The sequence below is a fragment of the Streptomyces sp. CO7 genome (genome assembly GCF_053474865.1).
On record NZ_JBRIOU010000004.1, the window covers coordinates 1,041,469 to 1,049,490 of the forward strand.

The window sequence follows — 8,022 nt, forward strand, 5'->3', positions numbered from 1 at the left end:
ACGCCGCGGGCACCGGCGCCGACGCCCCCACGGCGGCCGGGACCGTCCCGGTGCGCGGCGCCGTCCCCTCCCCCGCCGGGCGGAAGAGGAGCGCCGTCCAGCGCAGGTAGTAGACCAGCGCGATCACCACGTTGACCGCCATCACGACGGCCAGCCAGCCCATGCCCGCCTCCACCGCCGCGGCGAAGACGGTCACCTTGGCGAAGAGCCCGACGATGCCCGGCGGCAGTCCCGCCAGGCAGAGCAGGAAGAAGGCCATCAGCAGCGCGGTGACCGGGCGGGCGGCGTACAGGCCGCGGTGGTCGTCGACCCGTCCCGCCGGGCGGGCGCGGCCGACCAGGGCGACGACGGTGAACGCGCCGAGGTTCACCGCGGCGTACATCAGGGCGTAGGCGAGGGTCGACCCGATCGCCCGCGCGGGCTCGTCGGTGTAGGCGGCGGCCGCGACCGGGACCAGCAGGTAGCCGGCCTGGCCGACGGAGGACCAGGCGAGCAGCCGGACCGCGCCGCGCTCCCGGTCGGGACGCTGGCGCATCGCTGCGACGTTGCCGGCCGTCATGGTGAGGGCGGCCAGCAGGGCGAGGACGGGCCCCCACACCGGCGCGTACGACGGGAAGGCGAGGACGGTGACCAGGATCAGGCCGGTGAAGCCGACCGCCTTGCCGGTGACCGACAGGTAGGCGGCGACCGGCAGCGGGGCGCCCGTGTAGGTGTCCGGAACCCAGAAGTGGAAGGGGACGGCGGCGGTCTTGAAGGCGAAGCCGACCAGGGTGAGGACCACCCCGGCGCGGGCCAGCGCCGCGAACTGCCCGTCGACGTGCTGGATCTCCTCCGCGACGACCGTCAGGTGCATCGACCCGGTGACCGCGTAGACGAAGCTGACGCCGAGCAGGCTGACCGCGGTGGCGGTGACCGAGGAGAGGAAGAACTTGAGCGCGGCCTCGGAGGAGCGGCGGTCGCCGTGCCGCAGGCCCACCAGCGCGAAGGCGGGGAGGGAGGCCACCTCCAGGGCCACGATCAGGGTGGCCAGGTCGCGGGAGGCCGGCAGCAGGGCGGCGCCGGCCGCCGAGCTGAGCAGCAGGAACCAGTACTCGCCGGCGGGCAGCCGTCGGGCCTCGTCCTTGAGTGCCGTCACCGAGAGCAGGGCGGCGAGCAGGGCCCCACCGAGCACGATCAGCTGCACGACCACCGTGAAGCGGTCGGCGACGTAGCTGCAGACGCCGGGGTCGGCGGTCAGGCAGAAGGTGGCGCGGTCGCCGTCGAGGAGCGGCAGCAGCAGGAGCAGGCCGGCGGCGAGGGCGGCGACGGAGATCCAGCCCATGAGCGCCTTGCGCCGCTCGGGGAGGAACAGGTCGGCGACCAGGACGGCCAGGGCGGCCACGGCGGTGAGGGTGGGGGGCGCGACGGCGGTCCAGTCGACGGACTGGACCACGCTCGCGACGGCCGGGGCGCTCATCGGGGGCCTCCTGCGAGGAGCTGCTGGACGGCCGGGTCGGTGAGGCCGAGGAGCACCTTCGGCCAGAGCCCGGCGAGGACGGTGAGGACCACCAGCGGGGTCCAGGCGGCGAACTCGTGGCCGCGGACGTCGGCGAGGAGCGGCACGGCGTCCGCCTCGCGCGGCGGCTCGCCCATGCAGACCCGGCGGACCACGACCAGCAGGTAGGCGGCGGTGAGCAGGGTGCCGAAGGCTCCGACGGCCATGAAGACCAGGTACGCGGGGCGGCTGAGGCCGGAGGCCGGGTCGAAGGCGCCGAACAGCGCGAGCATCTCGCCCCAGAAGCCGGCCAGGCCGGGCAGGCCCAGGGAGGCGACGGCGGCGAAGGCGAGCAGCCCGCCCAGGCGGGGCGCGCGGCCGTACAGCGCGGCGCCGGTGGCCCGCACGCCCTGGGCGGAGAGGGTGTCGAGGTCGGTGGTTCCGGTGCGGTCCTTCAGGGCGCCGACCAGGAAGAAGAGCAGGCCGGTGATCAGCCCGTGGGCGACGTTGGCGAACAGCGCGCCGTTGACGCCGGTGGGCGTCATGGTGGCGATGCCGAGCAGCACGAAGCCCATATGGCCGACGGAGGAGTAGGCGATCAGGCGCTTGAGGTCGCCCTTGGCGCCCTTGCGGGCCAGCGCCAGGCAGGCCAGCGAACCGTAGACGATGCCGACGACGGCGAACGCGGCCAGGTAGGGCGCGAAGACCTGGAAGCCCTCGGGGGCGGCGGGGAGCAGGATGCGCACGAAGCCGTAGGTGCCCATCTTCAGCAGCACGCCGGCCAGCAGCACGGAGCCGACCGTGGGTGCGGCCGTGTGGGCGTCCGGCAGCCAGCTGTGCAGGGGCCACATCGGGGTCTTCACGGCCAGGCCGAGACCGATCGCGAGGACCGCGACGACCTGCGTGGTCACGGTGAGTGACCGGTGACTGTCAGTGGCGAGTGCCACCATGTCGAATGTGCCCGCCTTGATCCCGATCAGGAGCAGGCCGAGCAGCATGACCACGGATCCGAGCAGGGTGAACAGGACGAACTTCCAGGCGGCAGCCGAGCGGCCCGCGCCGCCCCAGCGGGCGATCAGGAAGTACATCGGGATCAGCACGGTCTCGAAGGCGAGGAAGAACAGCAGCAGGTCGAGGACGGCGAAGGAGGCGAGAGTGCCGGTCTCCAGCACGAGCAGCAGGGCGACGAAGCCCTTCGGGGAGCCGCCCGGGGGCCGGTTGAAGTACGAGTGGAGGGCGCAGAGGAAGGTCAGCAGGGCGGTGAGCACCAGCAGGGGCAGCGAGATGCCGTCGACGCCCAGGTGGATCCGCACGTCGAGGGCGGGGATCCAGCTGATGTCGGTGGTGGCCTGCATGGTCTGGGGCCGGCTGTGGTCGAACCCGGCGGCCAGGGCCAGCGCGGCCAGCAGGACGACGCCGGTGACGGTCACGCCGTGCCGCAGCACGGCCTGCTCCGGCGACTTCCCCTTCAGCCCGGGCGGAGCCGGGAGGAGGGCGGCGGCGGCCCCGATCAGCGGGATCACCACGATCAACGCGAGAAGGGCCTGCATCACGGACTCGTTGATATCGATCACGCCTGCTCACGCTCCCGAGACGGCGAGGACGACGGCCACCGTGAGGACCACGGTTCCGGCGAGCAGCGCGCTCACATAGGTCTGGAGGTTGCCGGTCTGGGCGCGCCGGACGGCCGCGCCCAGCAGCCTGGGCAGGGCGGCGGCGCCGCGCACGTAGGTCTCGACGACCTCGCGGTCCAGGAAGCGCACCAGCGAGGCCGCGGCGGTCACGGGGCGGACGAAGGCGGCGCGGTAGAGGGCGTCGAGGTGGAAGCCGACGGCCGCGTGGCGGTGCAGCGGGCCCAGCAGCAGCCGTCCGGGGTCGGCGGGGTCCGGAGCGTCGGCGACGTCGCCGTAGGCGGGGGCGTGGCTCGCGATGGCCTCCGCCTCGACCTGGCCGGGGTCGGCGTCCGGGTGGGCGGCGACCGCGCCGAGCGGGGTGCCGCCGGCGAAGGCGGTGGTGTGCCGCCAGGTCGCGTAGGTCACCACGCCGCCGACCAGGGCGATGCCGGTGGCGAGGACGGAGGTGGCCCAGCCGGGGGCGAGCGAGCCGCCGCCGAACCAGTCGGGCAGCACGCCGTAGGCGGCGCCGAGCCCGAGGGAGGGCACGGCGAGGACCCACAGGACGGCCGTCATGGTGAAGGGCTGCCTGCCGTGCGCCGGGACCTCGGCGCCGCGTCCGCGGAAGGCCCGCAGCCACAGGCGCGTCGCGTAGGCGGCGGTCAGCAGGGCGGTGAGCAGGCCGGCCACCAGCACGATCCACCCGGCGACGACCGGTCCGTGCCCGGTGGCCGCGTGCTCGGCGGCGACCAGCACGGCCTCCTTGGAGAAGAAGCCGCTGAACGGCGGGATCGCGGCCAGCGCGAGCAGGCCGATCGTCATCGTCCAGTAGGCGTCCGGCACGCGGGCGCGCAGGCCGCTCATGCGGGACATGGCGGCCAGGGAGTTGGTGCCGGCGGCGTGGATCAGCACGCCCGCCGTCAGGAACAGCAGCGCCTTGAAGGCGCCGTGGGTGACGAGGTGGAACGCGGCGGCGGCGCGGTCGCCGGCGGCCAGCGCGCCGGTCATGTAGCCGAGCTGTCCGATGGTCGACCAGGCCAGGACGCGTTTGACGTCGTCCTGCGCCAGGGCGGCGAGGGCCGAGCCGACCATGGTGACGGCGGCCATCACGGCCAGCACCAGCATGGCGGCCTGGGACGACTGGAAGAGCGGGAGGAGCCGGGCCACGAAGTAGATGCCGGCCGCGACCATGGTGGCGGCGTGGATCAGCGCGGAGACGGGCGTGGGGCCCGCCATCGCGTCGGGCAGCCAGGTGTGCAGCGGGAACTGGGCCGACTTGCCGGCCACCCCGGCCAGGAGCAGCAGGGCGATCAGGGTGGGGTGGTCGATCCGTTCAGCGGTGGCGAAGGCCGGGGAGCCTGGATCCAGAGCCATGTTGCGGACGGCGTCCAGGATCTCGGTGATCCGGAAGGAGCCGGCGTCGGCGGCCAGCGCGAACAGGCCGATCAGGAACGGGACGTCACCGGCCTTGGTGACCAGGAATGCCTTGAGGGAGGCGGCGCGCGCCTCGGGGGTCTCCCAGTAGTGGCCGACCAGGAAGTAGGAGCAGATGCCCATGACCTCCCAGCCGACCAGCAGCACCATCAGGTCGCCGGTGTAGACGACCAGCAGCATGGCGGCGGTGAAGAGGGAGACCAGCGCCGCGTACGAGGGGTAGCGGGCGTCGTGACGGAGGTAGCCGGTGGAGTAGATCTGCACGCAGGCCGAGACCAGGGTGACCAGTACGGCGGCGAGGGCCGCGAAGCCGTCGACGTGCAGGGCCAGGTCGATCGGCACCGAGCCGGTCGGGGTCAGCTCGGTGACGGCGTCGATCGGCTTCCCGCCGCCCTGGCGCCAGGCGACCGTCGCGGCGACGCCGAGGGAGGCGAGCACCGGCAGCACGGCGAGGGGCCGGGTGAAGCCGGGGGCGACGCGGCCGAGCAGCAGTCCGGCGACGGCGCCGAGGAACGGCAGCAGGGGGACGAGGACGGCGAGGGTGATCGTGCTCATGCGGCGGCCCCGGTCTTCTCGCCCGTCGCGGCAGCGCCCGGGCCGGCGGAGCCCGCGCCGGCGGAGTCGGGGCCCGCACCGGCGCGGCCGTCACCGCTGTCCCGATTGCCGCCGTCAGGGCCGTCGTCCGCGGGGCCGCCCTCGGCGGTGTCGCGGAGGCGGTCGATGTCGGCGGTGCCGCGGTTGCGGTACACGGCCAGGACGATGGCCAGCCCGATGCCGATCTCGGCCGCGGCGATGGCGATGGTGAACAGGGTCAGTGCCTGCCCGGCGTGGAGGGTGTCGTGCGGGAACGCGGTCTCGGCGGTCCGGCTCAGCCAGGCGTCGAAGGCGACCAGGTTGAGGTTGACGGCGTTGAGCATCAGCTCGACCGACATCAGCACCAGGATCGCGTTGCGGCGCGCCAGGACGCCGTAGACGCCGGTGCAGAAGAGCAGCGCGGACAGGACGGCGGGATACGCGAGGTGCATCAGCGCTCGCCTCCTTCGGCGGCCCGCTTGCGGGAGAGGACGATGGCGCCGACCAGGGCGGCCAGCAGCAGGACCGAGAGCGCCTCGAAGGGCAGCACCCAGTGCTGGAAGAGGGACTCGCCGGTGGCCTTCGTGGTGCCGGCGGAGGCCCCGTCCAGCTCGATCCAGGTGGTGCGGAAGGCGTCCACGACCACCCAGACCAGGGCGGCCGCCGCGGCCACGGCCACCCCGAGGGCGACCCCGCGGTTGCCGGAGTCGGCGTCCGGGGAGCGGCCGATGGGCGCGCGGGTCAGCATCAGGCCGAACAGGAGCAGCACGACCACCGAACCGATGTAGATCAGCACCTGCACCCAGGCGATGAACTCGGCGGTGAGCAGCAGGTACTCGACGGCGAGGCCGCCGAGCGCCACCACCAGCCAGAGGGCCGCGTGCACCAGTTGGCGGGTGGTCACGCTGACGATCGCGGAGCCCAGGGTGACCACGCCGACCAGGACGAACGCGATCTCCACCCCGGTGGGCGAGAGGAATCCGTGGCTCACGGGGCCTTCCCCTCCTCCGGTGCGTCGGCCTGCGTCCCGGGCCGGGCCTCGGTCTGCCGCAGCTTGTCCGCCGCGCGGCGGGCCGCGGCGATCTCCTTGGGCTCCTCCGCGCCGGCGTCCAGCGCGGGCGGGGCCGGGACGGTCCACATCCACTCGCGGAGCTTGTCCCGCTCGTGGGTGAGTTCGCGGATGTCCGTCTCGGCGTACTCGAACTCCGGGGACCAGAACAGGGCGTCGAAGGGACACACCTCGATGCAGATGCCGCAGTACATGCAGAGCGCGAAGTCGATGGCGAACCGGTCGAGGACGTTGCGCTGCCGCTCGCGGCCGCCGGGCGCGGCCGGGGGCACCGTCTCCTTGTGGGAGTCGATGTAGATGCACCAGTCCGGGCACTCGCGGGCGCACAGCATGCAGACCGTGCAGTTCTCCTCGAACAGGCCGATCACCCCGCGGGTGCGGGGGGCGAGTTCGGGCTGGACGTCGGGGTACTGCGCGGTGACGGTCTTCCTCATCATCGTGCGCAGGGTGACGGCCAGTCCCTTGGCCAGCCCGCTGCCGGGGATACCGGGGGACGCCGAGGCGGACGGCATTACGGGATCACCACCTTGACGACGCCGGTGAGGGCGATCTGGGCGAGGGCGAGCGGAACCAGGAAGGTCCATGACAGCTTCTGCAACTGGTCCTCCCGCAGCCGGGGGTAGGTGACGCGGAGCCAGATGACCACGAAGGCGAGGACGGCGGTCTTCAGCAGCGTCCAGAACCAGCCGAGGCCGTCGCCGCCGAACGGGCCGTGCCAGCCGCCGAGGAACAGCACGGTGGTGAGGCCGCAGAGGACGACGATGCCCGCGTACTCGGCGAGCAGGAAGAAGGCGAAACGCAGACCGGTGTACTCGGTGTACGCGCCGAAGATGATCTCCGAGTCGGCCACCGGCATGTCGAACGGCGGGCGCTGGAGTTCGGCGAGGCCGGCCACGAAGAAGACGACCGCGCCCACGAGCTGCCAGGGCAGCCACCACCACTCGAAGGCGCCGGCGATGCCGGAGAGCGAGACGGTGCCGGCCGCCATGGCCACGGAGGCCGCCGCGAGCAGCATCGGGAGCTCGTAGGAGAGCAGCTGGGCGGCCGTGCGGAGTCCGCCGAGCAGGGAGAACTTGTTGGCCGACGCCCAGCCGGCCATCAGTGAGCCGAGGACTCCGACGCCCATCACGGCGAGGGCGAAGAAGATGCCCGCGTCGACGGCCTGGCCGACGGCGTCGCCCGGGCCGAGCGGGATGACCAGCAGGACCAGCAAGTAGGGCAGGAGGGCGACGGCGGGGGCCAGCTGGAAGACGCGGCGGTCGGCGCCGGCCGGGACGACGTCCTCCTTCTGCACGAACTTGACGCCGTCGGCGACGAGTTGGGCCCAGCCGTGGAAGCCGCCGGCGTACATCGGGCCGAGGCGGCCCTGCATGTGGGCCATCACCTTGTGCTCGGTCTGCCCCACGACCAGGGGGAGGACCAGGAAGGCGGCGAGGACGGCGAGCAGGCGCAGGGTGACGTCGAGCGCGTCGGTCACTGTCCGCCTCCCTCGGGGTCGTCGGTTCGTTCGTCGTTGGTTCGTTCGTCGTTGGTTCGTTCGTCGCCGGTTCGTCGGTCGTCGGCGTCACCGCTCCGGGGGGAGCCGTCCGGCTCCTCGAAGGCGGGCTTGGCGTGGTGCCACGGGGCGTCCGGGCTGCGGGGTGCCGATCGCGGCCGGCGGGGCGGCCGGGGCGTCTCCTCGACGGGGGTCTCGCTCCCGTCCCCCTCCTCCCGCTGCGACGCGGACCCGCCCGAGGCGGACAGTGCCCTGCGCGGACCGGCGGGCCGAGCGCCCTCGGCGCCGCCGGTCTCCTCACGCTGCGCCCCTTCGGCGGAGCCGCCCGGCTCCGCCGCCGGCTCGGCGCCCGCCGCCTCTTCAC

General features: G+C 73.4%; 7 protein-coding genes and 1 pseudogene. All 8 read right to left on the bottom strand.

The annotated features are described in order from the left end of the window. A partial coding sequence (locus tag ACOV8S_RS17585) for an NADH-quinone oxidoreductase subunit N (protein ID WP_448318707.1) occupies positions 1-1,456 on the bottom strand: 1,456 nt, incomplete at its 3' end. Beyond that, positions 1,453-3,048, bottom strand: coding sequence for a complex I subunit 4 family protein (locus tag ACOV8S_RS17590; RefSeq protein ID WP_448318708.1), 1,596 nt, complete (start codon positions 3,046-3,048; stop codon positions 1,453-1,455). The genes ACOV8S_RS17585 and ACOV8S_RS17590, both read right to left, overlap by 4 nt. Before the next feature lie 6 nt (positions 3,049-3,054). After that, positions 3,055-5,076, bottom strand: a complete 2,022-nt coding sequence (locus tag ACOV8S_RS17595) for an NADH-quinone oxidoreductase subunit 5 family protein (protein WP_448318710.1) — start codon at positions 5,074-5,076, stop codon at positions 3,055-3,057. Beyond that, positions 5,073-5,546, bottom strand: coding sequence for an NADH-quinone oxidoreductase subunit NuoK (nuoK, locus tag ACOV8S_RS17600; protein WP_448318711.1), 474 nt, complete (start codon positions 5,544-5,546; stop codon positions 5,073-5,075). The genes ACOV8S_RS17595 and nuoK overlap by 4 nt, the downstream gene beginning before the upstream one ends. Beyond that, positions 5,546-6,085 carry an NADH-quinone oxidoreductase subunit J family protein gene (locus ACOV8S_RS17605; RefSeq protein ID WP_351110782.1) on the bottom strand — a complete coding sequence of 180 codons (540 nt, stop codon included), beginning with the start codon at positions 6,083-6,085 and terminating at the stop codon, positions 5,546-5,548. Before ACOV8S_RS17605 ends, nuoK begins: the two co-directional genes overlap by 1 nt. Then, a complete protein-coding gene (locus ACOV8S_RS17610; RefSeq protein WP_448318712.1) occupies positions 6,082-6,675 on the bottom strand; it encodes a NuoI/complex I 23 kDa subunit family protein in 594 nt (197 codons plus the stop codon). Before ACOV8S_RS17610 ends, ACOV8S_RS17605 begins: the two co-directional genes overlap by 4 nt. Continuing rightward, positions 6,675-7,640, bottom strand: a complete 966-nt coding sequence (locus tag ACOV8S_RS17615) for a complex I subunit 1/NuoH family protein (protein ID WP_351110785.1) — start codon at positions 7,638-7,640, stop codon at positions 6,675-6,677. The genes ACOV8S_RS17610 and ACOV8S_RS17615 overlap by 1 nt, the downstream gene beginning before the upstream one ends. Continuing rightward, positions 7,637-8,022: pseudogene (locus ACOV8S_RS17620) on the bottom strand (NADH-quinone oxidoreductase subunit C); the annotation flags it as partial. The pseudogene ACOV8S_RS17620 and the gene ACOV8S_RS17615, both read right to left, overlap by 4 nt.